The organism is Nocardia sp. NBC_00881, from assembly GCF_045207455.1.
Lineage (GTDB): Bacteria > Actinomycetota > Actinomycetes > Mycobacteriales > Mycobacteriaceae > Nocardia.
The window spans coordinates 6,081,797-6,104,836 of sequence record NZ_CP108798.1; the positions used below are offsets into that span (position 1 = coordinate 6,081,797).

Annotated in this window: 21 protein-coding genes and 1 tRNA gene; 11 read left to right on the plus strand and 11 right to left on the minus strand. The window is 66.9% G+C overall.

The annotated features are described in order from the left end of the window. Positions 1-169: 169 nt before the first annotated feature. Positions 170-1,393 (minus strand): FAD-dependent monooxygenase, encoded by a 1,224-nt coding sequence (locus OH799_RS26160; protein WP_406269180.1) that lies wholly within the window; start codon positions 1,391-1,393, stop codon positions 170-172. Positions 1,394-1,785: 392 nt separating this feature from the next. On the opposite strand from OH799_RS26160, the gene OH799_RS26165 reads away from it, so the two are divergent. Continuing rightward, positions 1,786-2,253: a hypothetical protein gene (locus OH799_RS26165; protein ID WP_406269183.1), complete on the plus strand. Its 468-nt coding sequence runs from the start codon at positions 1,786-1,788 to the stop codon at positions 2,251-2,253. 177 nt (positions 2,254-2,430) lie between these two features. On the opposite strand, the gene OH799_RS26170 is transcribed toward OH799_RS26165, so the two are convergent. Together OH799_RS26170 and OH799_RS26175 are read right to left on the minus strand one after the other, a co-directional pair. After that, positions 2,431-3,162, minus strand: coding sequence for an SDR family NAD(P)-dependent oxidoreductase (locus OH799_RS26170; RefSeq protein ID WP_406269186.1), 732 nt, complete (start codon positions 3,160-3,162; stop codon positions 2,431-2,433). Positions 3,163-3,303: 141 nt separating this feature from the next. Continuing rightward, positions 3,304-3,876 carry a hypothetical protein gene (locus OH799_RS26175; RefSeq protein WP_406269188.1) on the minus strand — a complete coding sequence of 191 codons (573 nt, stop codon included), beginning with the start codon at positions 3,874-3,876 and terminating at the stop codon, positions 3,304-3,306. A 366-nt stretch (positions 3,877-4,242) separates the two neighbouring features. Here OH799_RS26175 and OH799_RS26180 point away from each other — a divergent pair, with 366 nt between their 5' ends. Further along, positions 4,243-6,927, plus strand: a complete 2,685-nt coding sequence (locus OH799_RS26180) for a hypothetical protein (protein WP_406269191.1) — start codon at positions 4,243-4,245, stop codon at positions 6,925-6,927. A 316-nt stretch (positions 6,928-7,243) separates the two neighbouring features. On the opposite strand, the gene OH799_RS26185 is transcribed toward OH799_RS26180, so the two are convergent. The 3 genes from OH799_RS26185 to OH799_RS26195 all read right to left on the minus strand — a co-directional run bounded on the left by OH799_RS26185 (position 7,244) and on the right by OH799_RS26195 (position 10,316). Next, positions 7,244-7,317, minus strand: a tRNA-Pro gene (locus OH799_RS26185). Between the two features lie 60 nt (positions 7,318-7,377). Further along, entirely contained in the window at positions 7,378-8,763 is a 1,386-nt protein-coding gene (locus tag OH799_RS26190; protein ID WP_406269194.1) for a hypothetical protein, read from the minus strand. 590 nt (positions 8,764-9,353) lie between these two features. Further along, a complete protein-coding gene (locus tag OH799_RS26195; RefSeq protein ID WP_406269197.1) occupies positions 9,354-10,316 on the minus strand; it encodes a metallophosphoesterase in 963 nt (320 codons plus the stop codon). A gap of 133 nt (positions 10,317-10,449) precedes the next feature. On the opposite strand from OH799_RS26195, the gene OH799_RS26200 reads away from it, so the two are divergent. Continuing rightward, positions 10,450-10,914, plus strand: a complete 465-nt coding sequence (locus tag OH799_RS26200; RefSeq protein ID WP_406269200.1) for a GatB/YqeY domain-containing protein — start codon at positions 10,450-10,452, stop codon at positions 10,912-10,914. Positions 10,915-10,972: 58 nt separating this feature from the next. On the opposite strand, the gene OH799_RS26205 is transcribed toward OH799_RS26200, so the two are convergent. Further along, complete coding sequence (locus OH799_RS26205) at positions 10,973-13,342, minus strand: penicillin-binding protein (protein ID WP_406269203.1); 2,370 nt, start codon at positions 13,340-13,342, stop codon at positions 10,973-10,975. A 369-nt stretch (positions 13,343-13,711) separates the two neighbouring features. On the opposite strand from OH799_RS26205, the gene OH799_RS26210 reads away from it, so the two are divergent. Continuing rightward, entirely contained in the window at positions 13,712-14,035 is a 324-nt protein-coding gene (locus OH799_RS26210; RefSeq protein ID WP_014981178.1) for a WhiB family transcriptional regulator, read from the plus strand. Positions 14,036-14,122: 87 nt separating this feature from the next. On the opposite strand, the gene OH799_RS26215 is transcribed toward OH799_RS26210, so the two are convergent. Both OH799_RS26215 and OH799_RS26220 read right to left on the minus strand, forming a co-directional pair. After that, positions 14,123-15,262 (minus strand): ArsA family ATPase, encoded by a 1,140-nt coding sequence (locus tag OH799_RS26215; RefSeq protein WP_357268393.1) that lies wholly within the window; start codon positions 15,260-15,262, stop codon positions 14,123-14,125. Beyond that, a complete protein-coding gene (locus OH799_RS26220) occupies positions 15,259-16,278 on the minus strand; it encodes an ArsA-related P-loop ATPase (protein ID WP_406282583.1) in 1,020 nt (339 codons plus the stop codon). The genes OH799_RS26215 and OH799_RS26220 overlap by 4 nt, the downstream gene beginning before the upstream one ends. A gap of 380 nt (positions 16,279-16,658) precedes the next feature. Here OH799_RS26220 and OH799_RS26225 point away from each other — a divergent pair, with 380 nt between their 5' ends. The 3 genes from OH799_RS26225 (at position 16,659) to OH799_RS26235 (ending at position 18,257) form a co-directional block, all read left to right on the plus strand. Then, on the plus strand, positions 16,659-16,820 hold the full coding sequence (locus OH799_RS26225; RefSeq protein ID WP_327111756.1) for a DUF4177 domain-containing protein: 162 nt from the start codon (positions 16,659-16,661) through the stop codon (positions 16,818-16,820). 15 nt (positions 16,821-16,835) lie between these two features. After that, positions 16,836-17,294: a RidA family protein gene (locus OH799_RS26230; RefSeq protein ID WP_357268395.1), complete on the plus strand. Its 459-nt coding sequence runs from the start codon at positions 16,836-16,838 to the stop codon at positions 17,292-17,294. Positions 17,295-17,465: 171 nt separating this feature from the next. Then, positions 17,466-18,257, plus strand: coding sequence for an MBL fold metallo-hydrolase (locus OH799_RS26235; RefSeq protein WP_406269209.1), 792 nt, complete (start codon positions 17,466-17,468; stop codon positions 18,255-18,257). A gap of 75 nt (positions 18,258-18,332) precedes the next feature. Here OH799_RS26235 and OH799_RS26240 read toward each other — a convergent pair whose 3' ends face one another. Both OH799_RS26240 and OH799_RS26245 read right to left on the minus strand, forming a co-directional pair. Then, positions 18,333-19,007, minus strand: a complete 675-nt coding sequence (locus OH799_RS26240) for a Crp/Fnr family transcriptional regulator (RefSeq protein ID WP_019044571.1) — start codon at positions 19,005-19,007, stop codon at positions 18,333-18,335. A 217-nt stretch (positions 19,008-19,224) separates the two neighbouring features. Beyond that, entirely contained in the window at positions 19,225-19,467 is a 243-nt protein-coding gene (locus OH799_RS26245) for a hypothetical protein (RefSeq protein ID WP_406269212.1), read from the minus strand. 244 nt (positions 19,468-19,711) lie between these two features. Between OH799_RS26245 and nth the strand changes: the two genes are divergently transcribed. From nth to OH799_RS26265, 4 genes are all read left to right on the plus strand, one after another. Further along, a complete protein-coding gene (gene nth, locus OH799_RS26250; RefSeq protein WP_406282586.1) occupies positions 19,712-20,392 on the plus strand; it encodes an endonuclease III in 681 nt (226 codons plus the stop codon). Continuing rightward, positions 20,389-21,051: a TlpA family protein disulfide reductase gene (locus OH799_RS26255; protein WP_406269215.1), complete on the plus strand. Its 663-nt coding sequence runs from the start codon at positions 20,389-20,391 to the stop codon at positions 21,049-21,051. The genes nth and OH799_RS26255 overlap by 4 nt, the downstream gene beginning before the upstream one ends. Positions 21,052-21,133: 82 nt before the next feature. After that, entirely contained in the window at positions 21,134-21,850 is a 717-nt protein-coding gene (locus tag OH799_RS26260; protein WP_406269218.1) for an NUDIX hydrolase, read from the plus strand. Then, entirely contained in the window at positions 21,847-23,040 is a 1,194-nt protein-coding gene (locus OH799_RS26265) for a MarP family serine protease (RefSeq protein WP_406269221.1), read from the plus strand. Before OH799_RS26260 ends, OH799_RS26265 begins: the two co-directional genes overlap by 4 nt.

The window sequence follows — 23,040 nt, forward strand, 5'->3', positions numbered from 1 at the left end:
GACGCGCTGATCGAAGCCGTCATACGCTGGGAACACTCGGGCGACTGTCTGCCTTCGTGGCAGCCGCCCTGTCGACCGAGTACCGACCGATGCATAGTGCCGCATATTCAGCGCACCGTTCGACAGCAGGATGTTGACCGGGCCTTGCGGAGACGGCCCGGTCGATGCCCTAGCGGCCGACGTTCAGTTCTGCGTAGTCGGGCAGGTCGTAGGACTCGGTCTTGGCGAGCATTTTCATCATGACCGGTCGCATCGGCTTCGAAGTCATCAGCTTGCTGAAGGTCTGACCGGCGCGAATACCGAAGCGTGACTTGGGGGTCATGGACCGCACGCCGCCCGGCTGCAGCTTCTGCGCGGTCTGGACGAAGGGGCGCAGCACCTCTTCGTAGCGGGCCAGAGCCTGCTTCGGATCGCTGATGTGCGTAGCGATCTCACCGGCGAGGACGTACGCACCGACCAGTGCCATGGCGGTGCCGTGGCCGGTGAGCGGCGAGCCGCAGTAGCCTGCGTCGCCGAGTAGCGTCACCCGGCCCTCGACCCAGGTCGGCATGTCGATCCGGGCGAGCTCGTCGAAGTAGAAGTCCGGTGCGTCGGCCATCGCGGCGACGATGCGGGCCGACTCCCAGCCGCCGCCGGCCAACCGCTCACGGATCAAGTTCTGCTGAGCCGTAATGTCTCGGCGCAGTGCGGGATCCGCCGGGCAGCGCAGCACGACCAGCGCCTTGCAGGTGGCCGGGTCGGCGTCCGGTCGCAGGCCGAGCCCGGTGGCGCCGACCAGCGAGTGCATCGTGAACCAGTGCGGCTCCAAGTCTTTCGGCCGCGCCAGGGTGAAGAAGGACATGTATCCGCCCAGATAGGTGGCGAATCGCTCCTCGGGACCGAACACCATGCGGCGGGTAGCGGAGTGCAGACCGTCCGCGCCGATCACGATGTCGAACCGCTCGGCGGCGCCGGAGGCGAATGTCACGTCCACGCCCGCGTCATCCTGCCGGACCTCGGTGATCCATTCCCCGTAGCGGTAGTCGACGCCGCCCTCGGCGGCGACCAGATCGAGCAGTACCTGGTTGAGATCGCCACGGGTGATCTCGATTTCGGCGACCCCGCCCCTGCCTTCGAAGAGCTCGGCGGACATGCGCAGGATCTCGCGGCCCTCGGCATCGACGTAACGCATGCCGCGCTCGTCCAGCTGACAGTCACGGATCCCCGGCATCAGCCCCATCCGCTCGGCCACCTCGCGGCTCGGACCGCGCAGGTCGACGGCCTGTCCGCCGGGGCGCGGTGCCGCGGCCCGCTCCACGACCGTGACCGAGATGCCGGCCCGAAGCAGTTGCAGCGCAACGGCATTACCGCCGATACCGCCGCCGGCAACAAGAACACGGGGCTGAACGCTCATAGCTGAATTCCTCCGAGTCACACTTCATTCAAATGTCTTAGACATATGTCTAACACAGGCTGGTACGAATGTCTAGCACAAATGTCTAAAGACGAGTGACGCATGGTTTACCCGACCATGTGCCACTCGCGGCGGGAGAACGGTTATCGGTGGTGTTTGGGGGTAGATGGGCCAGCTTTCTGTGGCCATCCGGCTGGGATGCGGATACGAATGCCAGATGCAGCGGGTACTACCGCGGTGCACCATGATTCAAGGAGTTGTGCCGCGCTCGGCGGTCGAACACGCTGGCTCCGCTGTGTTCGATGCGGGACAGATCGAAACAGAATCCGGCGTTGGTTCGACAGAGTTGTCGGGTCGGTTGTCTACATCAGCGATTTCACCGAGGAGATGGCATGAAGCGCAGTACGAAGTTCGCCGGGATCCTGGCCGCCGCAGCAGTGGCGCCGATCCTCCCGGCCGGCAACGCCGGAGCCGACGATAGCACGCTCTATTTCTCGGCAGGCAGCATGAACTGCGCGATTTTCGGTGACGGGAGCATCGGGTGTGATCTGGGATCTCCCCTTCGCCTGAGCTACACCGTCGGCACCGCCTACCTTCCGCTGTCGATTCCGATCAACGAGATCCTGATCGACCAGTCTTGGCTGCCCGCGCACCCCACCTTCGATGGAGGCACGCCGTACACGCTGGCCGGCGGCAATCCCAGCATCTACGACCTGAAAACCGGCCAAGACATGTGGGGGCCGGTCGTCGAGCACGCGGGGTCGTCGTGCCGAATCGGTTTCCACGGGAGTTTCACCTGCAACGCGAAGGGGCGGGGATTCAGCGCATACAGTGGCATCATCTCCGCCGCGATCCCGTAATTCGAGTGTGAGATAAGGGCATGTCATCGGCGGTGGGCCTGTGCTCGGGACGCGGAGTATCGCACCGCCGCCGTCACGCGTCGGCCGCTGGTGAATCTGTTTACCGCCCGCTGGTTTTCGTGGCCCTGCGGATGAGCGAACATCGCCTGACCGGGCACCGCCGCCCTCTGCCCGGATCTACCGCGGTGCCTCGGCGGCTCGGGCGGCGACGTCGAGACGGATGGCCTGCGCGGTCACCGCGCTCGCCGCCGCGCTTGCCAGGTAGGCGACCACGTCCGCGGGCTGGCTCATCGCCGCGACGACCGCCCCGAGTTCCGCGTTCCCGGTCTCGGCGACACCGTGGCTGACCGTGTTGACGGTGATCCGCCGCGGCGCGAAGTCCGGTGCCACAGCCTGACCGAGCTGCTCGACGGCGCCGCGGGTCGCGTCGTAGAGCGCGCCACGCGGGCTTGCGGAGTCGCAGACGGTGATGATCCGGCCGTCGTCGGCCAGGTGCTGCGAGGCCAGCTGCATGCCGTGGAACACGCCCCGCACCATCATCGCGAAGCCGAGGTCGAACGACTCCCCGCTGATCTTCGCGAACGGTTCGGCATCGGGCACCGTCGCGGTGCTCACCAGCAGGTCCCACCGACCGCAGTCCTCGAGCAGCACCTGTACCAGCTCCTCGTATTCCGCGCGGTCGCCGATATCCGCCGCGAGTCCGAGTGCGGTGCCGTCGGCGGCCGTGATCTCCTTGATCACGTCCGCCGCCGGTTCCGGGAAATGTGGATGATGGACAACAACTTGCGCCCCTTGCACAGCAAGCGTTTTCGCGATCGTTCGACCGACCCCGGTGTAGGCCCCAGTGACTAGTGCCGTCTTCCCGGACAGCGGTTTGTCTGTGCGGACACCATCGACGGGCTTGCTCATGTGCCGACCTTTCGCCGATTGCGGAAACAATGTCTCAGGATGGTATTCGTCGCGCGGCGGACGATGTCGCCGACAGCCCGCGTACCTGATCGGGCGCGTCGTGCGCCGGACCGGCTTGCTCGTTCCGCGCCGCATCGAACACTAGCCGCCGATGGTATTCGCGTCTGGAACATCGGAAATGGCAGGCGATTGCAGTAGCTGTGGTGCGGGAAGCGCGGTCATAATGCCCAGGTCGGGTCGCGCGCATGCGTAGAAGCGGTCCCTGGCATCCGACGCCCGGATCAGAGCCTGGCGGATGACCTCGGCGGACACCGCGGTGTCGTTGTGTAGCACGCGCAGTTCCCAGACCTTCTGCTGCCAGTCCCGCGCTGCCTCGACCGTCGGACCGTCGGCGAGCAGCAGGATCGACTCGAGCAGATCAGCGCGCGCGTCTTCCGCGGCTGCCAAGAGTGGCCAGCCTTCGGACATGGACAACGTCTCATGGCCAGGCCATAGCTCCGGGTGCAGCGCGGCAGCCATCTTCACGTGCAGTCGAACCTCATGCTTGATCGCAGCTGCGAACGCAACGTAAGCCTCGTGCCGTGCACTGTCCCATCGTGTCGCGTGATTGCGGCTCCATTGCAAACGATCTTTGCGAACGTTGAAGTAGTAGCCGATCCACGCCGAGGTCGCGCCGGTGACGATCGCGATCACCGCACTGTAGAGCGCAAGCATCGCCCAAGCCTATGCACTCTGGTTGGGCACATCTCAACTACCCTGTCGGCCAGGGTAATTCGAATTCCCGGCCGCGCACCCACCTGGTGGCTCCGAACCGGGGCAGTCCTTCAGGTGTTCGTACACCCCACTACTCGGCGACGATCAGTGTTGGCACGAGGGGGCGGATCGACGCCTGTCCACTAACGATCACAGCGCTGGTCGATGACTACCGCCGGATGCGCTGAAGACGGTGCTGAAGCCCGGGCGGACCAGGATGTCGAGATGCGGTATCAGCCGATGACCCGATCGGCGACATCACCCGACTCATGAGTCGGCCACTTCTGGGGGTTCGACCGTTCGTTTGTGGGGACTATGCTCCCGTATGTGCATGCTAGGCGTCGGGAACGCGTAGTTCCCGTCCCCACACACAGCTTCGTCGGCCGAGACCGTGAGCTGGAAAAGATCAACACTCTCCTGCTCGGCCCGGCCCGGTTGATCACGCTCACCGGTGCGGGCGGGATCGGGAAAACCCACTTGGCTGCTGAAGCGGTGCGCCGGTTCGGGCAAGCCGACGCGGGCGGGAGGCGAGTGTTCTGGGTGCGGCTTGCGCGGCTGGCCACAGGCTCGGACACGGCCGCGGTCGAAGAAGAAGTTGCCCGTGCGGTGATCGAGGCCGACTTCTCCGGACGATCGGCAGGAGATGCTCTCGTCGACACCCTCACCCGCCCAGACCCGAGCGGGCGCGTTCCACGCACCGTGCTGGTACTGGACAACTGCGAGCACGTCCTCGGCGGGTGTACTCGCGTGGTCAGCAACCTCCTCGACGCGGTGCCGGATCTGACTGTCGTAGCCACCAGTCGTGAACCTCTCGGCTGGGTCGACGAATACCTGATCGCAGTTCCGCCTCTGTCGGACGGTCACGCCCTGGCGCTGTTTCGACACCGCGCCGAACTCACCGAGCACCCCGTCACCGGCATGGGCCAGACCGCGACGGCCGCCGAAATATGCCGCCGCATAGACAACCACCCTCTCTACATCCAGTTGGCGGCCGCACGGCTGCGTCATCAACCTCTGGCGATGATCCTGAACGGACTCACCGGCCACGCCGACGACACCCGCCTGCGCTGGTCGCATGGCCCCGACACGGGCGCCGACCCGCGACATCGAGCGGTCACCGACGTCATCTACTGGTCCTACAACCTGTGCAGCGACAAAGAGCGGCTGCTCTTCGAACGCCTGTCCGTCTTCGCCGCAGGCTTTGCCACCAACCCTGACGACATCGATGGCAACGTGGCTTTGGAGGTGGGAGCCGACCTCGACGCCATCGAAACCATCTGTGCCGACGATGAGAACACCGACGGCGAGGGTAGTGCCACCGACGCCGACAGCCCTGGTGTGGTCCTGGCCCGGCGGGAGATCGAACCCTTGCTCGAACGTCTAGTCGATCGGTCGCTGGTGTCGGTGCAGATGACACCGACTACTGTGCGGTATTCCCTGGTGGAGAGCCTGCGGGTGTTCGCGCAGGACCGACTACGTCGTGGCGTCACCCCAGAAACGGACGAACCGACTCGGTTGGTCGGCCGACACCTCCGCTACTACCACGACAAAATCGCCTACGTCGCAGCCAACTGGTTCAGCCCGGAAGGGCAACGCCTGCTGGAGTGGACGCGAGCAGCCTGGGCCAATATTTTGACAGCGATCGAGGCCAGCATCGCCACCCCGGGCCAGGCCGCTGTCGGTTTGGAAATCTGTCTCGGGCTCACTGCGCCGCAATCGGCCGGCGCCGGGGGCGTGGTAGGAGAGACGTGTCGCTGGACGCAACGTTGCCTCGATGCCACCCGGGCCTTGGCCCCGCAGCCCACCGAACTCCAGATCGGGGCCATGGCCGCCATCGCATTGCTCGCATTGCTCCAAGGCTGTCACGAGGATGCTGAGCGGATGCTCGAGGACTGTGTCGCCGGCTGCCTCCCCGACGCGGATACCGGGCCGAACTGGCGGCACACCGCCGAAACCGATATCGGCCTGCCCGCGCCCGTCGAATACGCGTGGGGGTTCGAGCTGCTGGTCGTACACCGCGATGCCCGTGCCATCGCCGTCTTCACTCGCGCTCGGGACAAGTTCGCGGCCCTCGGGGACTGCGGCGCTGCGTCAAGGGGTGAAGCGGCCGCGGCTGTGACCGCGGGCCTGTTGGGAACTGCGCAACAGGCTCACGAGATCACCCGCCGTTACTTCGACCGCGCGAGCGTATCCGGGTCGCCGTGGGAAAAATCCTTGGCCGAATTCGCCTTGGCGATCACCTTGACCAGACGCAGCGGCAACCCCACCGAAGCGCTGGCCCTCGAACGGGCCTCGCTGGCCTATCAACTCAGCGCCGGTGACCAGTGGGCCGGGTGGCTGGTGGTGGAGTCTCGAACCTGGTCGTTGGCGCGCCTCATCGCCGACTCGCTCACCGCCGGCAACCGGGACCGCGACACGCTGATCGCCCTGGCCACCGAAATCGCCCACCTGGCCGGCGGAGCCGGAACTTTACGAACCAGGCTCGGCATCACCCTCGAACAGAATGCGCCGTTCGCCGCCGAATCCGCCAAAGCCGTCGCCGTCGCTCGCCAGGTGCTCGGATCCGACGGATTCGCAGCCGCGGAAACCCGGGGTAGCCTTCTGCGTCCGGAACTCGACGAGGTGCAGCGGTTGGCCCTGGGCACATTGACCATCGCCACCCAACCGGGCAAGGCCATCGCCACCCAACCGGGCAAGGCCACCGCCACCCAACCGGGCAAGGCCACCGCATCGCACTGGCACGAGCTGAGCTCTGCTGAACAGCAGGTCGCGATCCTGGCTACGGCCGGATGGACCAACTCCGCCATCGCCACCCGCCGCGGAAAATCGGTCAGAACCATCGATGCCCAAGTGGGCGCGATCCTCCAGAAACTAGCCATCGCCTCACGTGGGGACATCATCGAACACATCCCCGAAGACATCATCGACCAGGTCCGAACCGAGACCATACGACGACCACAACGAAACCACCCGAAATCACCACAACACACCCACAAGCCCGATAAAGACTGACCTCACCGCGACTCGAGCGCAGGAATTCGGGTAGATGGGATGCCGCCGCACAAGGTCGCGGTTGTACTCGGGCGCGAGAACGCCCGCACGGTAATGCACGTACTCCGTGCGCCGGTTCGAGGATTCGGACGCGGTGCGCCAGATGATGGGTGACCTCGACAACAGTGACGGTGATGGCTCGGAAGGCGTGCTGGTGAGCTGATTCCGAGCGGATGCTGGCCTACGAACGTCGTGTCGATGTCTTCGTTCTCGGCAACAAAGAAGACCCCTGACTATGCGTACTGGTCAGGGGTCTTCTTGTCGTCTCAACCACGAGTCGGGGTGACAGGATTTGAACCTGCGACCTCTTCGTCCCGAACGAAGCGCGCTACCAAGCTGCGCCACACCCCGTGAATCGAACCTGCAGTAGCTTACAACAGGGTGGGGTAAGACGTTAAACCGGCAGGTCAGTCAGCCTTCGTGGGGCCGGATGCTGGCGAAGATGCGCTTGGCGGTCTCGGCGTTCAGGGCGTTGGGGACGCCGGTGTCGGCGACGATCACCATGACGAAGTTTCCGTTGTCACTGGGAAATGCGACGGTGTATACGGAGTACGCCGTGGCGCAACCGGGCTTGGCCTGGCTGGCGGTGCCCTTGGTTTCCACGAACATGCCGTGCTGTGATCCATCCAGCGACGCCAACGGTACTGGTGCGCTCGGGGTGCCGCCGGGGGATTCCTTGTAGGCGAGCTTGGCTGTCCTCGTGCCGAGTTCCGTTGCCGCTCTTGCTGAATCGGCGTCGTTCGAGCCGGTGAGGAATGCGACGGTTCGGGTCGAGCCAGGGCAGTAGCCCTTGCCCTCGCTGGCGTAACCCTTGCCCCCGACTGCGTTGGGCGGCTCGCCGAAGCCGCCGACGGTGCCCCGCGGAGCGACGGTCCAGTCGGCGGGCACGTCGTAGGCCGCGCCGCGGTCCGGTGCGACGACCACCTGGTAGCCCGGGATGAGCGGGGTCTCATTGCCCGCGGCGCCCAGGGTTGTCGTCGGCGCAGGTGTAGTCGTCGTCGGTGCGGAGCTGTGTGCGGCCCCAGTGGTGGTGAGTGCGCTCACCATCGATGGTGAGGTCTCCTGCGCGGAATCCGATCCGCGCTTGGCCAGCACCACCGCCGTCACCGCGACACCGGCCACCAGCAGCACGACCAGCCCGACCAGTAGTACGATCTTGCCTCGGCCGCCGGAGTTCGGCCCATACCCTGAAAACCCGGCCTGCGGAGGGTACTGGGCGCCGCCGTAGCCGGATCGGTATCGCTCGAGCGGGATCACCTCGCCGTACTGCTCCGGCCCGCGGTGAGCTGGTTGCCATTGCAAGTTCGGATCCGGCTGCCCGAACCGGTCGGCGCTCGGAAATCCGAGCACGGTCGGATCGGCCTGCCCGGGGCCTGTCTCGGACGAACCGAAGTCACGCTGCCCCGGCGCGGACTGTCCGGGCGCCCCGTGTCCACCGAGGGGTTGGGCCGGCATCGTCTCGTCGGTTCGGCCGGACGCGCCCTGCCCGGGCTGCCGGTGATCGGCGAGTGGCTGCGCCAGCAGTGTCGGGTCGGCCTGGCTGGACGTGGGTTGCGGGCTCGATGTCCACTGTCCGGCGCGCGGTCCGCCGGGCGACTGGGCCGGGAGCGTCGGTTCAGCTGGTGCGGCCGAGCCAGCACTGGGCGGCCACGAAGGCGCGGCAGGCTCCGCGGACTGGGGTTGCCACTGGAGTGTGGGCGCGGCCTGACCGCCCATTCCCGGCTGCCCTTGCGGGGTGGGGTCGGGTTGAGCCGTCGGTCCGGACGCGGGTTGGTTCAGCTGGCCCAGTTGTTGCACGTCAGGCGTCTGTCCGGCCTGACCGGCTGGGCTCGGCTGCCACGGAGAGAGCGAAGCGTCCCCTTCGCGTGATGGGTCGGGCGCACCGATCCCCGGCTGCCACTGCGAAGTCGGAGCGTACCGGTCATACCGCGGTTCCGCTTGTTGATGCCATCCCGTGTTCGGATGCCACTGCGGCGTGGGCTGAGCCGCATCACTTTCGTCCGCTTGCTCATTCGAGCTGCGCCGCCATGGTGTGGTGGGACGGCCGGGCTCGTTCGCCGCGGGTTGCTCGGTCGCGCCAGGCCACCAGTGTGCGGAAGGAGTCGAGTGTCCTTCGGGGATCGGACTGTCCGACCATGCAGTGCCCGAAAAGTATTGTCCCTGCGGTGCTTCGGACTGCCCGGGTGCCACCGGATGCACCCCGGAGTTCGGTCGGCCCGTGGGATCGGAATCGTCACGCGTCGAGTCAGAATCGAACTGTGCTGCCCCGAACGGCTGTTGCCGAGGAAGTCGCGGCGCACCGGGCCGTCCCAGAACCGTCGGGTCGTCGCGCCGGTCGTCGAATTCGCTCACGTTTCCCTACCTGACACTCGTCTCGGCAGGGGACCTTAGCGGGCGACGGCCTCCGACGCCGACACACCCTGGCCCGCCTCGGCTCCTGGACGTCTCGGCGGCGCGGCGACCAGCGTCAACAAAGTTGCCTCTGGGCGGCAGCAAAATCGGTACGGCGCCCACGGCGAGGTGCCGATGCCCGCGGAGACATGCAGCTGGGTGTGCCCACCCCACTTGGAGGGGCCCTTCACCCGGGACCGGTCGATGCCGCAGTTGGTCACGAGTGCGCCGTATCCGGGCAGGCATAGTTGGCCGCCGTGCGTGTGCCCTGCCAGCACCAGGTCGTAGCCGTCCTCGGCGAAGCGGTCCAGTACCCGCGGCTCGGGCGAATGGGTGAGACCGATCCGTAGTTCGGCCAATGGGTTCGGAGCGCCCGCGATGGTGTCGTAACGGTCGCGCTGCAGATGTGGATCGTCCACGCCGGCGGTGGCGATCCGGATGCCCGCCACCTCGAGGTCGCGGCGGACGTGCGTCAGGTCGAGCCAGCCGCGCTCGGTGAAGGCCGCGCGCAGGTCCTTCCATGGCAGCGGAGCGCCGAAGGTGCGGCGGTGGTCCTTTTTGAAGTATTTCAGCGGGTTCTTCGCCACCGGCGCGAAGTAGTCGTTGCTGCCGAAGATGAACAGGCCTGGACGGGAAAGCAATCCGCCGAGGGCCTGGACAACCGCGGGCACCGACTTCTGGTGCGAGAGGTTGTCGCCGGTGTTGACCACCAAATCGGGCTCCAGGCGGTCCAGCTCGCGCAGCCACTGCTGCTTGAGCTTCTGGCCCGGCATCATGTGCAGATCGCTGATGTGTAGTACCCGCAGCGATGACGACCCCGGCGCCAACACGGGCATGGTCGCCTCCCGCAGAACGAAGGCGTTGCGTTCGACCAGCGAGGCGTAGCCGATTCCGGCCACCGCGGCCCCGGCGGCTCCCAGCGCGGTGGTGCGTACAGCAGAGGTCGAGATCACGGGCATTTGCCCAGCATAGGTGACCCCGTGCGGGAGCGCCGGGTGTGTTTCCGCACAAGCGCGGGTTCGGACGCCGGGAAATCCGACAGCGGTGCAAATGTGGTGGGCCGGCCGCGACGGACCGGCTACCGTGAGCTGCATGTCGGAACTCAAATCGCAGCTGCGGACGGATCTGACCGTCGCGATGAAAGCCAAGGACACGCTGCGCCTTTCCACGTTGCGGATGCTGCTCGCGGCCATCCAGACCGCCGAGGTCGCAGGCTCGGAGGCACGTGAGCTCTCCGACGCCGAGGTCGTCGCCGTGCTGCAAAAGGAGTCGAAGAAACGCAACGAGTCCGCCGAGGTCTACACGCAGGCTGGGCGCGGCGAACTGGCGGCGAACGAGCATGCCGAGGCGCGCATCATCGACGAATACCTGCCGACCCAACTGACCGACGCTGAAGTCGCCGACCTCGCCGACACTGCGATCGCGCAGGTGGCCGAGGAAATCGGTGAGCGGCCCGGCATGCGCCAGATGGGCCAGGTCATGAAGATCGCCACTGGGCTCGCGGCGGGAAAGGCCGATGGTTCCCGTATTTCGGCCGCGGTGAAGGCACGGCTGTAGCGTCGCGTGAACCGCGAAAGGGCCGCGAACCGGATGGTTCGCGGCCTCTTTCGGTCACTCAGCGCGGGATCGGAATCGGGATCGGGATCGGTGGCAGCCGCGGTATCGGCAGGCCAGGCGGCCCCGGTGGCGGTCCCGGTGGCGGCCCGGGCGGCGGCGCTTCCCGCACGGTGCCGTCGCTGATGTAGAGCGTGATCACCGAACCGGGGATCGCCGAGCCGTTCGGCGCGGTTCCCATCACGGTGCCCTTGGGCTGCGACCCGGCGCCGGTCACCGATGTCACCTGGAAGCCGGCGGCGACCAGTGCGGAGGTGGCCTCGCCCTGGGTCTTGCCTGCGACGTCGGGCACCTGGGCGTTGTTCGAGCCGCGCACGTACTTGTCGTCAAGCGGCGGCAGCCCGGGGGTCGGGAACAGGGGTACCACCGGCTTGATCGCGTTGAACCAGGTGCGCGCCGGTTCATTACCGCCGAACAGGTTGCCGTCGCCGCAACTGTGCAGCGGGAACGAGCAGATCTCGCCGGGTGTCGGGCTGTCGCCGTAGATGTAGGCTGCGGCGGCCAGCGAGTTGGTGAATCCGAGGAAGGCCGACGAACGGTGGCTCTCGGTGGTGCCCGTCTTGCCGGAGAGCGGGAAGTTCCAGCCTGCCGATCGAGCCGCACCCGCGGCCGTGCCGCTGGTGTCGTCTTTGCTCATCGCGTTGGCCAGGGTGTTCGCCAGACCTGGCTCGACGACCTGTTCGCACGCCTGCTGGGTCAGCGGCACCTGCCTGCCTTGGCGGTCGACGACATCCTTGATCGGGTTCGGCGGGCACCACCGGCCACCCGAGCCCAGCGTCGCGGCGACATTGGACAGCTCGAGCGGGTTGATCGCGACCGGGCCGAGAGTGAAGGAGCCGAGATTCTGGTCCTTGACCATGTCGGCCAGGCTTTGGTTGCCGTGGCCGGATGTGCCCGCCTCGGTGTAAGTGCGCATGCCGAGCCGGATCGCCATGTCGACGGTCGGGGTGACTCCGACCGCCTGGATCAGTTTGACGAAGGCGGTGTTCGGTGAGGTGGCCAGCGCCTCGGTCACCGACATCGGCGACTTGTACTTGCCCGCGTTCTCGACGCAGTAAGTAGCTGGCGGGCAGCCGCGCGCACCACCGTTACCCATACCCTTGGCCTCGAACCGGCCGGGCACGTCGAGCTCGGCGTTGATGCCGAGGCCCTTCTCCATGGCCGCGGCGGTCGTGAAGATTTTGAAGATCGAGCCGGCGCCGTCACCGACCAGCGAGTACGGCTGGGGCTGCACGGTCTCGCTCGCGTCCCGGTTCAGGCCGTAAGTGCGACTGCTGGCCATCGCGAGCACCGGATGGGAGTCCGGCCCCGGTGCGACCACTGACATGACCTGTGCGATGTCGTCGAGGTTCGGGTTGGCTGCCTCCGTCACCGACCGTTTCACCGAGTCCTGCACGGCTGGGTCGAGGGTGGTCTTGATGAGATAGCCGCCCTTGTCGATCTGGTCGCGGCTGATGCCCGCGTTGGCGAGGTACTGCAGCGCGTAGTCGCAGAAGAATCCGCGGTCGTTGGCCGCGATGCAGCCGCGCGGCAGGCCCTTGGGCTCCGGCAGCACCCCCAGCGGCTTGGTCTTGGCCTCACGGAACTCGTTGGCACGGCTCGGGATGTTCTGGATCAGGGTATCCAGCACCGTGTTGCGCCGGGCCAGCACACCATCGGCGTTGGTGTACGGGTTGAGCTTCGAGGAGCTCTGCACCATGCCCGCCAGCATCGCGGCCTGCCAGATGTTCAGCTCGGCCGCGTCGACACCGAAGTAGGTCTGCGCGGCGTCTTGGATGCCATAGGAGGAATTACCGAACGGGACGAGGTTGAGGTACCGGGTGAGGATCTCGTCTTTGGTCAGCTCTCGGTCCAGCGTGAGCGCCATCCGGATCTCACGGATCTTGCGGGCCGGGGTGGTCTCGATCGCGGCGCGGCGCTCGGCATCGGTCTTGGCGACCACGAGCAGCTGGAAGTTCTTCACATACTGCTGATCCAGCGTCGACGCGCCCTGCTGGACCTCGCCGCTGCTGGTGTTGGTGAGGAACGCGCGCAGCGTGCCCTGCCAGTCCACGCCCTCGTGTTCGGCAAAACGCCGGTCCTCGATGGACACGATCGCCAGTTTCATGTCGTTGGAGATCTTGTCGCTGGGGACCTCGAACCGGCGCTGCTCGTACAGCCAGGCGATCGGATTGCCCGCCGCGTCGACCATGGTCGAGACCGCGGGCACCGTTCCTTCCACCAATTCCGCGGAGACGTTGTCGACGGCGTCGGCGGCGCGGTTGGATACGAATCCGAAACCGCCTGCGAGCGGGAACAACAACCCGGCGACGAGCACGGCGGCCAGCGCACAGCTGCCGGCCAGCCTCGCGAGCGTATGTGTGATCGGCACGACCCCAAGACTACGGGGTGCCGTTCGCGTCTTCTTGGCGGCATTTGTCCGATGGCCGGAACTGGTGATCCGCGAACCGGCATGGGCGTGTCGTGGATTCAGCTCTAGCGTGTCGGGGAACGGCACATCCGGAATCTGCCTGACCGTCCTGTGTGAGCCCGACTTTGCAGGGACGGACGTACCAAAAAATCTCGGGACGGTCTTGCGCAAGCGCTATACCTTTACCTAGATTGAGAACCCAGTGTGATAGAGCTAACACTCAAATGTGGAATGTGGTGCACTGCGCAGCGGGGTTTGGGTTGCTGCGGTGGTGACACGCGATTCTGGAGCGCCGTTGACCGGTGTTCGGACTGCAAAGGGGCACACCAAATGCACATGACAACCCCCATCGCTCGATTGGACGTGGAGCAGGCCGAAGCAAGAATCGCCTGGGTAGCCCAGGCCCGATGCAAAGAAGTAGATCCCGATCAGCTGTTCGTCCGCGGTGCGGCGCAGCGCAAAGCGGCGACGATCTGCAGGCACTGTCCAGTGCTCATGCAGTGTGGTGCCGACGCCCTCGACAATCGCGTCGAGTTCGGCGTGTGGGGCGGCATGACCGAACGGCAGCGCCGCGCGCTGCTGAAGCAGCATCCGGAGGTGACATCCTGGGCCGATTTCTTCCAGGCCCAGCGGCAGCATCAGGTGGCGATGTAGCCCTGGCAGAACAACGAACCGGAGCCCGCGGAAGCGGGCTCAGTTTGGTTCGAAGGCGGTTGAACCGATAGCGGATACGCCTGAGTATCAGGTGGTTGCCTGGACGGTGCGGGTGAGCTGATCACCGACGGCGCGCAGTGCGTCGAGATCGGACACCTCGAACGGAAGCGTGGTCACCGTGACGATCGGCACGCGGGGATGCGCGCCGGTGAAGCGGTGCAGCAGGTGCTGTTCCCGCTTGTCGGTGGCAACCCGCCGCGCATGGACGCGCAATACCGCCGCGGTGAGCGGATCGGACTCCGCGAGCTGGTCGGCGGCGGTCAGCGCGTGATCGGCCGACAGCGAGCTGAGCGCCGGATGCGTCCGATTCAGCACCAGCCCGGCCAGCGGCATGCGCTCAGTGGAGAGCCGATCGACGAAGAACGAGGCTTCGCGCAGAGCGTCCGGTTCCGGTGCCGCGACCACCAGGAAGTGCGTGCCGGGCTTCGACAGCATCGCGTAGGTGCGGTCGGCGCGGTCCTGGAAGCCACCGAACAGAGAATCCAGCGACTGTAGGAAGTTCGACGCGTCCTTGAGCATCTGCCCGCCGACGATGGTGGACACCGCACGCACGGCCAGGCTCATCGCACCGGTCACCAGCCGGGTGACGCCGCGGCCCGGCGCCATGATCACCCGGATCATGCGGCCGTTGAGGAAGTTGTTCAGACGCTTGGGCGCGTCCAGGAAGTCGAGGGCGTTGCGCGACGGCGGGGTGTCCACCACGATCAGGTCCCACTCGCGCCGGTGGGCCAGCTGGCCCAGCTTCTCCATAGCCATGTATTCCTGCGTGCCCCCGAAGGACGATGCGACGGTCTGATAGAAGGGGTTGGCGAAGATCTGCTCCGCCTTCTCCGGGCTGGTGTGCTCGAGCACCATGTCGTCGAACGTGCGACGCATGTTGAGCATCATGGCGTGTAGCTCGCCCTTGGCTTCCGGGCCCAGTGCGACCCGCTGGGGGCTGTTGTCCAGGTCGGCGACGCCGAGTGACTGGGCCAGTCGGCGGGCCGGGTCGATCGTGAGCACCACGACCTTGCGCCCCTGCTCGGCCGCGCGCAGCGCGATCGCCGCGGCGGTGGTCGTCTTCCCGACGCCGCCGGAGCCGCAGCAGACCACCACGCGCGCCGACGGGTCGGCGAGGATTTTCGACATGTCCAGCGGGGCCGCGACGGAGGGGCTCGGCGTGCTCATCGGACTCCCTGCGCGCTGAGATGGTCGGCTAGTTCGTACAGTCCGCCCAGGTCCATCCCCTCCGCGAGAGCGGGCAGGTAGAGCCGGGTCACGTCGACCTTGGCCAGCTCCGCCGCGCTGTCGTCTTGTGCGCGCAAAATGGCCGAGTGTTCGGCGGTTTCGGTGACCAAGCCCTGGAAATCATTGTCCGACAACGTGATTCCCGCAGAGATCAGGCCGGTGCGGATGGCGTCGGAGTCGAGATCGCCCTGCGCGGCCTGTGCACGCAGGTCGGGCGGCAGTTGGCCCTCGGTCGCGCGATTCACGATCACCGCGCCGATGCGCAGGTCGGCGGCCGTCAGCTCAGCGACGGCGTCGGCGGTTTCCTGTACCGGCAGCGCCTCCAGCAGTGTAACCAGGTGAATCATGGTCTGATCCGAGTGCAGCAGCTTCGAAACGCCCTCGGCCTGCGAGGCGATCGGCCCGCCCTTGGCGACCTCTACCATGGCCTGGGTGACGTCGAGGAAGCTTGCGATCCGCCCGGTCGGCGGCGCGTCGACCACGATTTCGTCGTAGACCCGCTTGCCGGACTTGTCCACGCGGACCGCGCATTCTTTGATCTTTCCGGTCAGGATGACGTCGCGAAGACCAGGCGCGATCGTGGTGACGAAATCGATGGCGCCCATCCTGCGCATCGCCCGTCCCGCGAAGCCCAGGTTGTAGAACATGTCGAGGTATTCGAGAAAGGCGTGCTCGATATCCAGTGCCAGCGCGGCCACCTCGCCGCCACCATCGGCGGTGGCGATCCTGGTCTCGGTCGGCGGCAGCGGCGGCAGATCGAACAGTTGCGCGATCGACTGCCTGCTTTCCACCTCCACCAACAGCACCCGGCGGCCCCCCGCGGCGAGCGCGAGTGCCAGCGCCGCGGCCACCGTCGACTTGCCCGTGCCCCCCTTGCCGGAGACGTAGTGCAAGCGGGCCTTTTCCGCGCGCTTCGGCCACCCTGTGTCCAGCCCCGGCTCCGCCGAAAGTGGCACTACTGTTGGTACTCCCACGCTCGCGAGCCTATAACCCGTTCTGGGTTCACGTCCGAGGGATCCGGCGAGTCTCGGGTCCAGGACGTGCAGCTGTATCAGACAATGCTGCTGGGGCACCGCTCCCCGAAGCGGCACGACATAGGGACACGTCAGGGCTGGTGTGATGCGCGAACCGTCGCCGGATCGAGGACATACCGTCGTCGCTGGTGATCACGGGCCGCAGCGGGAATCGGTGCCATAGGGCCGACCCGGGTGTGACGTAGGAAACGTCAGCTTTGCCCATGCACAAGGCCGCCGCCAGGAATCGGCGACAGAGCGATCCCAGTGTTCGGTGACGCACTGACGCAGCGCTGCGAAGCGAACACAGTACGCTCTCGCACATGAGTGATGCGACTTTGTGGGAGTACGCGACCGTGCCGCTGCTGACGCACGCGACCAAGCAGATTCTCGACCAGTGGGGTGCCGACGGCTGGGAACTGGTCACCGTCCTGCCCGGCCCGACGGGCGAGCAGCACGTCGCCTACCTCAAGCGGCCCAAGTAGAGAGGGGATGACGCAATGACCCAGTGGGAGAAGAATCTCGCCGAGCTCGGATTGACCCTACCTCCGGTTGTGGCCCCGGTCGCGGCCTACATTCCTGCGATCCGCACGGGGTCGCTCGTCTACACCTCCGGCCAGTTGCCGTTCGTGGACGGAGAGCTGTCCGCGGTCGGCAAGGTCGGCGCCGAGGTCTCGATCGAGGCGGCCAAGGAAGCGGCGCGGCTGTGTGCGCTGAACGCGCTGGCCGCGGTGCATGATCTGGTCGGGCTGGACGCGGTGGTGCGGATTGTGAAGGTGGTCGGATTCGTGGCGTCCGCACCGGGATTCGGTGAGCAGCCGGTGGTTGTCAACGGCGCGTCGGAGTTCCTGGGCCAGGTGTTCGGCGACGCGGGCAAGCATGCCCGCTCCGCCGTGGGTGTGGCCGAACTTCCCAGGAACACTCCGGTCGAGGTCGAATTGATCGCCGAGGTGCTGTGATATCGGCCGCACGGGCGCGATCGTAAGACTCGCGCTGTGCGGGGAGTGGCAGGTTTCACTCCGCTCCACTCCGGGATTCTGTCGATGTCCGCAGGGATGCGCTCTGGGCACGAGTCGGCGCAATCGAATGTTCGGGTAGAGCTACCCTTTTTCACTCGAGGACAATGTGGCATGGCACTTGAGCACCCTGCGTATGGTCAGTTGCGGCGAGTCACCCCGACGGCGGCGGTGCTGCTCGCCGACAATCCGGGGCCGATGACACTGGAGGGGACCAACACCTGGATACTGCGCGCTCCGGGACGATCGGACTGTGTGGTGGTCGATCCGGGGCCCAAGGACAAGCCGCACGGTACGGCGATCGCCGAGGCCACCGGCGGCGAGATCGCCCTCGTCCTGATCACCCACCGTCACCACGACCACACCGGCGGCATCGATCGGCTGGTCGAGCTGACCGGAACACCGGTGCGGGCAAAGGATTTCGGCTTTCTGCGGGGTTCGGACGCGCCGCTGGTGGACGGCGAGGTGATTGAGGCGGCGGGTTTGCGGATCACCGTGCTACACACGCCGGGCCACACCGGCGACTCGGTGAGCTTCGTCCTCGACGATGCGGTGCTGACGGGCGACACCATTCTCGGCGCGGGCACCACCGTGCTGGACTCCAGCGACGGCACCCTGGCGGACTATCTGTCGTCGCTGGACAAGCTGGTCGAGGCGGGCAAGGGCAAGGCGCTGCTGCCCGCGCATGGCCCGGACCATCCCGACCTGGAGCCGATCGCGCGATACTACATCGCCCATCGGCAGGAGCGGCTCGACCAGGTACGTGCGGCATTGCGGGTGCTCGGGCCGGACGCCGGCGCGATGGCGGTGGTGCGGCGCGTGTACGCCGACGTGGACAAGCGGCTGTGGCCGGCCGCGCGCAGCTCGGTGCGGGCGCAGCTGGAATACCTTCGGAGGCACGGCTGACCAGGAAGACGACAACAGCACGCCGGGTTCAGTGGAGCGCTGAACCCGGCGTGCTGTGCGTTGTCGGTGCGAGCGTTACCGCGCGCGGCGAGCGAGCCTCTCGGAGTCCGAGATGAGCACGCTCTTACCCTCCAGCCGCAGCCAGCCGCGATGTGCGAAGTCGGCGAGCGCCTTGTTCACGGTCTCGCGGGAGGCGCCGACCAGCTGGGCGATCTCCTCCTGGGTCAGGTCATGGGTGACCCGCAGGGCGCCCGCCTCCTGGGTGCCGAAGCGCTGCGCGAGCTGCAGCAGCGCCTTGGCGACCCGGCCGGGAACGTCGGTGAAGATCAGGTCGGCCAGGTTGTTGTTGGTGCGCCGCAGGCGGCGGGCGAGCACGCGGAGCAGCTGCTCGGCGATCTCGGGGCGCTGGTCGATCCAAGCCTTGAGGGCGTCGCGGTCCATTGTCACGGCGCGGACCTCGGTCACCGTGGTCGCGGTGGAGGTGCGCGGTCCGGGATCGAAGATCGACAGCTCACCGAACATATCGGACGGGCCCATGATGGTCAGCAGGTTCTCCCGGCCATCGGGCGAGCGACGACCGATCTTCACCTTGCCGGACGTGATGATGTACAGCCGGTCGCCGGGCTCACCCTCGTTGAAGATGACATGGCCGCGCGGGAAATCCACGGGCTGCAGCTGCTTGGCGAGGGCGGCCACCGCAGTGGGCTCGACGCCCTGGAAGATGCCTGCTCTGGCGAGGGCCTCGTCCACGAATGTGCTCCTTATGGGAAATGGCTCTGTACTGGACCGAAGCGACTCGGCCAACAGCGCAGTCTACGCGGCATGATGACAGCGTAGTGACAGACACCACGTAATGAGTGAATTGCGTGGCGCAGCGGAGAACCGTACCAGTGTCCGATCGGCGGCGTTCGGGAGTCCCTTCGTGATTACGCAAGCTGCCGCCGCCGGGACCATCGCTTGCGCCGTGTCAGCTTGCCCGGGCCACATCCAGCTCCTCGCCGCGGGAGCGGCGCCTGCGCATCCGGGCCACGGCCGCCGGCAGACCGAGCTTCGTCAGCTCCTTCACCTCGGCGTTGCTTGCGTTGTCCAGGTACTGCTGAACCTCTTCGTCGGGTTCGAGAAGCTTGCTGAGTCGATTCTCGACCCGCTCCATGCCCAGTGCGAACAGCATCAACACCACTGGGAAGAGCGCCACAGCGAGTCCTTGCATGTCGAGCAGTAAACACGGTCCAGGTCTCAGATGGAACACGGCAACCCAACTGGAAGGGCAACGTTGTCCGCCGGTTACGTATGGTGGACGCGTGCGAGTTTCCCCCTCCATCGCCGCCGGGAACGGGCTTTCGCCTGCCCCTGAGGCCTCCGATCCGCAGCCGGTCGCTGCCGCGGCTCCGAAACGGAAAACCAGGGCGCGACAGGCGGAAACCCGGCTCGGGCTGGTCCGGAGAGCGCGCCGGATGAACCGGGAACTCGCGGTCGCTTTCCCGGACGCGCACTGTGAGCTGGATTTCACCACTCCGCTCGAATTGGCGGTCGCGACAATACTTTCCGCGCAGTGCACCGATGAGCGCGTGAATCTCACCACCCCGGCGGTGTTCGCGCGCTACCCGGACGCCCGCGCCTACGCCGGGGCAAACCGCGCAGAGCTGGAGGAATACCTCCGACCCACCGGGTTCTACCGGAACAAAACCACCGCTCTGATCGGCCTCGGACAGACGCTGCTCGAGCAGCATGATGGTGAATTGCCTCACACCCTGGTGGAACTCGTTCGATTGCCCGGGATCGGACGCAAGACCGCCAACGTCATCCTCGGTAACGCGTTCGGAGTGCCAGGCATCACGGTCGACACCCATTTCGGCCGCTTGGTGCGCCGCTGGCAGTGGACCGCCGAGGAAGATCCGGTGAAGGTCGAACACATCGTCGGCGCGCTGATCGAGCGCAAGGAATGGACGATGCTGTCGCACCGGGTGATCTTTCACGGGCGCCGCGTCTGCCATGCCCGCAAACCGGCGTGCGGTGTGTGCATCCTGGCCAAGGACTGCCCGTCGTTCGGGACCGGGCCGACCGATCCGGAGACCGCGGCCAAACTTGTGAAGGGGCCGGAGCGGGAGCATCTGCTCGAGCTGGTGGGCCGGTGAGCTCGAAGCCCTCCGGCGGTAGAGGGGCAGGGTACGGGTGGCGCTGGGCACTTGCCGGTCTCGTCGCGGTAGTGGCGCTCGCGCTCGCGGTGTGGCCGCGCGAGGGTGATGACAACGACGTGAACTCGGGTCGCGAACGGTCGACGCGCGCCGCGTCCGGCGTGTCGGACGAGCTGCGCGCCGCGGCCGGTCTGTCCGCCTGCCCGCAACCCGCGCGAGGCCCCGGCGGAAACGGCCCGCTGGCAGGCATCACCCTGGAATGCCTGGCAGACGGCAGAACGGTCGACCTGGCCGCCGTCCTGGCGGGCAAGCCGGCCCTGCTGAACCTCTGGGCCTACTGGTGTGCACCGTGTGCCCAAGAGTTGCCGTATTTGCAGCAATTCGCACAGCGCGCCGGTAACGCGATTACCGTGCTGACCGTGCACAGCGACCCCGACGAGGCCAAGGCACTGTCCAGGCTGAGTGGACTGAGCGTGAAACTGTCCGGAGTGCTCGATGCGGACGCGCGGGTGCGCACGGCCGTCGGCGCCCCCGCGGTGCTGCCGGTTTCGGTGCTGCTGCGGGCCGACGGCTCGGTTGCCGACGTTGTGGTGCGTGCCTTCAACGGGGTCGATGACATCGCGAACACCGTCGCGGGCGAACTCGGAGTGGCCGCATGACACTGCGGGTGGACAGATCGGTGGTGGAGGTGTTGGTGCGGGCGTTCATTCGGGTCGGCGGCGTCGTGCGGGGAGGTGCGAGATGACTATCCCTGTGCCAGAAGACATTCCGAAGTGGCTGAGTAGATCGGCCGACCCGGCTGCCGACACCGCCGACACCTTGACGGTGGCCCGCGCACTGCGCAGGGCCGTGACCGTGACCTCGACGCCGCGGCAGGCCGCGGTGCTCGTGCTGTTCGGCGGCTCGGCCGACGCGGACCCGGAGGCGCCCGGCGGACTGCCCGCGGACGCGGAGGTACTGCTGACCCAGCGCGCGTCCACCATGCGCCAGCATCGCGGTCAGGTCGCTTTCCCCGGCGGCGAGGTGGATCCCGACGACACCGGGCCGATAGACACCGCACTGCGCGAAGCCTGGGAGGAGACCGGACTCGACCGCGCGGGTGTGCAACCCGTCGCCGTACTTCCGAAACTGTTCGTGCCGCCGTCCCGGTTCGACGTGACGCCGGTTGTCGCATACTGGCGCACGCCCAGCGAGGTCCGTGTGGTGAACGAGAGCGAGACCGAGCGTGTCGCGCGCGTTCCGGTCGCCCTGCTGCTCGATCCGGCCAACCGCTTCCTGGTCAAGAGCACCCTCGGCTACCAGAGCCCGGCATTCCAGGTGGATGGAATGCTGGTCTGGGGACTGACCGGCGGGATCCTCGGCGAAATCTTCAGAGCCGCGGGTTGGGAACGCGAGTGGGACCACGAGGACGTTCGTGACCTGGAGACCGCACTCGCCGCCGTGGGGATGACGTTATGAGCTCGTCGGCCTGGCTCGACATCGCGGTTGTGCTGCTTGCGCTGCTCGCCGCCTCCTCGGGGTGGCGACAGGGCGCGGTGGCCTCCGCGCTCGCCTTCCTCGGCGTGGTACTCGGCGCGGTCGCGGGCATCCTGATCGCGCCGCACGTCCTGGTCCACGTCGACGAGGGACGCACCAGGGTGCTCACCGGCGTGCTGCTCATCGTGGTGCTGGTGATCGTCGGCGAGGTCGCTGGCATGGTGCTGGGGCGCGCCGCCCGCAGCGGCATGCGTCACCCGTTCACGCGCAGCGTGGACAGTGTGGTCGGCGCCGTGCTGCAGGCGGTGGCCGTTCTGGTCACCGCGTGGCTGCTCGCGTTGCCGTTGGCCACCTCGTCGCAACCGGCCGTCGCGACCGCGATCAACGGTTCCCGCGTGCTCGCCGACGTCAACAACGTCGCGCCGAACTGGTTGCGCCGCCTGCCCAACGAGTTCTCCAAACTGCTCAACACCTCCGGTCTGCCGGACGTGATCGGGCCGTTCGGCCGCGCGCCGATCGCGGCCGTCGAACCACCCGATCCGAGCGTGCTTGCCAGCCCGGTCGCGGCGTCGTTGCAGCAGAGCGTGCTGCGCATTCGCGGTGTCGCACCGAGTTGTCAACGGGCACTGGAGGGTTCGGGCTTCGTGATCGCCCCGGAGCGGGTGATGACCAACGCCCACGTGGTCGCGGGCACCACCAGCGTCGCGGTGGACACCCCACGTGGCCCGCTGGACGCCAACGTAGTGCTGTTCGACCCGTCCGAGGACGTCGCGGTGCTCGCCGTGCCCGGGCTGACCGCGCCGGCGGTCGGGCAGGCGCCCGCGCCTGCGCGTTCGGGCGACAGTGCTATCGTTCTCGGCTACCCGGGTGGCGGCCCTTACACGGCCAGCGCGGCCCGCGTCCGCGAGACACTGGATCTCACCGGCCCGACCATCTACCGCAACGGCACCGTGGAGCGCGAGGTCTACACCGTCCGCGGCCAGGTCAGGGCGGGTAATTCCGGGGGGCCGCTGGTGGATACGGACGGGCAGGTGCTGGGCGTGGTCTTCGGCGCCGCCGTCACCGACGACGACACCGGCTACGTGCTCACGCTCGCGGAGGTCCGCGCCCAGCTCGACGCGGCCGGCGGTATCAACGCCCCGGTCGACACCGGAGCCTGCGTCCTCAGCTGA

Excerpts from the sequence above, each read along its gene's own strand:
- OH799_RS26260 (WP_406269218.1), top strand. The coding sequence starts at position 21,134 with ATGACTATCCCTGTGCCAGAAGACATTCCGAAGTGGCTGAGTAGATCG.
- OH799_RS26215 (WP_357268393.1), bottom strand. The coding sequence starts at position 15,262 with ATGAGCACGCCGAGCCCCTCCGTCGCGGCCCCGCTGGACATGTCGAAA.
- OH799_RS26265 (WP_406269221.1), top strand. The coding sequence starts at position 21,847 with ATGAGCTCGTCGGCCTGGCTCGACATCGCGGTTGTGCTGCTTGCGCTG.
- OH799_RS26160 (WP_406269180.1), bottom strand. The coding sequence starts at position 1,393 with ATGAGCGTTCAGCCCCGTGTTCTTGTTGCCGGCGGCGGTATCGGCGGT.
- OH799_RS26230 (WP_357268395.1), top strand. The coding sequence starts at position 16,836 with ATGACCCAGTGGGAGAAGAATCTCGCCGAGCTCGGATTGACCCTACCT.
- OH799_RS26165 (WP_406269183.1), top strand. The coding sequence starts at position 1,786 with ATGAAGCGCAGTACGAAGTTCGCCGGGATCCTGGCCGCCGCAGCAGTG.
- OH799_RS26195 (WP_406269197.1), bottom strand. The coding sequence starts at position 10,316 with ATGCCCGTGATCTCGACCTCTGCTGTACGCACCACCGCGCTGGGAGCC.
- OH799_RS26235 (WP_406269209.1), top strand. The coding sequence starts at position 17,466 with ATGGCACTTGAGCACCCTGCGTATGGTCAGTTGCGGCGAGTCACCCCG.
- OH799_RS26210 (WP_014981178.1), top strand. The coding sequence starts at position 13,712 with ATGCACATGACAACCCCCATCGCTCGATTGGACGTGGAGCAGGCCGAA.
- OH799_RS26245 (WP_406269212.1), bottom strand. The coding sequence starts at position 19,467 with ATGCAAGGACTCGCTGTGGCGCTCTTCCCAGTGGTGTTGATGCTGTTC.
- OH799_RS26170 (WP_406269186.1), bottom strand. The coding sequence starts at position 3,162 with ATGAGCAAGCCCGTCGATGGTGTCCGCACAGACAAACCGCTGTCCGGG.
- OH799_RS26225 (WP_327111756.1), top strand. The coding sequence starts at position 16,659 with ATGAGTGATGCGACTTTGTGGGAGTACGCGACCGTGCCGCTGCTGACG.
- nth (WP_406282586.1), top strand. The coding sequence starts at position 19,712 with ATGAACCGGGAACTCGCGGTCGCTTTCCCGGACGCGCACTGTGAGCTG.
- OH799_RS26175 (WP_406269188.1), bottom strand. The coding sequence starts at position 3,876 with ATGCTTGCGCTCTACAGTGCGGTGATCGCGATCGTCACCGGCGCGACC.
- OH799_RS26200 (WP_406269200.1), top strand. The coding sequence starts at position 10,450 with ATGTCGGAACTCAAATCGCAGCTGCGGACGGATCTGACCGTCGCGATG.